This window comes from Bacillus sp. AF62, from assembly GCF_050312695.1.
Taxonomy (GTDB): domain Bacteria; phylum Bacillota; class Bacilli; order Bacillales; family Bacillaceae_G; genus Bacillus_A; species Bacillus_A cereus.
Genome location: NZ_JBNPJZ010000221.1, coordinates 1 through 767 on the forward strand (window position 1 = coordinate 1; position 767 = coordinate 767).

Consider the following 767-nt stretch of genomic DNA (forward strand, 5'->3'; position numbering starts at 1 on the left):
TATGAAGCAATGGCATTTGGTGAAAATATGTCAGAAGTCTACATTGGTGCTACGAAAACAGAACAAAGTAAAATTGTCTGGAATGAAATTAAAGCACAAATGAATGGATGTGAAGATTTAAAAGGAAAGTTCAATATTGCGTATGGGAAAATTGAACACCTTAAAACGGATTCTTTTATTTCCGCGCTCTCAAAAGATGCTGGGAAATCTGGTGATGGACTGAATGTTCAGTGCGGAATTATTGATGAATATCATGCACATCCTACTTCTGAAATTTATGATGTTCTGGTGTCAGGTTCGGGAGCTCGTCCGAATCCACTCATGATGATTATAACGACAGCTGGTTTCAATTTGAGTCATCCTTGCTATCGTGTGGAATATCAATATGTTTCTAAGATTTTGGACCCTAATATTGATATTGAAAACGAAGAATACTTTGTCATGGTTAATGAGTTAGATAAAGATGATGAGATTACGAATCCAGAAGTGTGGGAGAAAGCAAATCCAATTCTATGTAGTTATGAAGAAGGGCGTTCTTTTTTAAAAGGAGAACTTCAATCAGCTCTTGATGTACCTGAGAAAATGCGTAATTATCTCACGAAAAACATGAATAGATGGGTGGATAGGAAAGAAAATGGCTACATGGATATGCAAAAATGGAAGGATTGCAAGGAAACGGTGGAATTATCCGAATTAAAAGGGTTGGAATGCACAGTAGGTGTCGATTTATCAGCAAAAATTGACTTAACAAGTATTTCATTTGAGTT

1 protein-coding gene is annotated in these 767 nt (G+C 36.0%); it reads left to right on the forward strand.

Annotation, left to right across the window (positions count from 1 at the left end; all coding sequences use genetic code 11):
* A partial coding sequence (locus ACQRBL_RS32430; RefSeq protein WP_427736430.1) for a terminase TerL endonuclease subunit occupies window positions 1–767 on the forward strand: 767 nt, incomplete at both ends.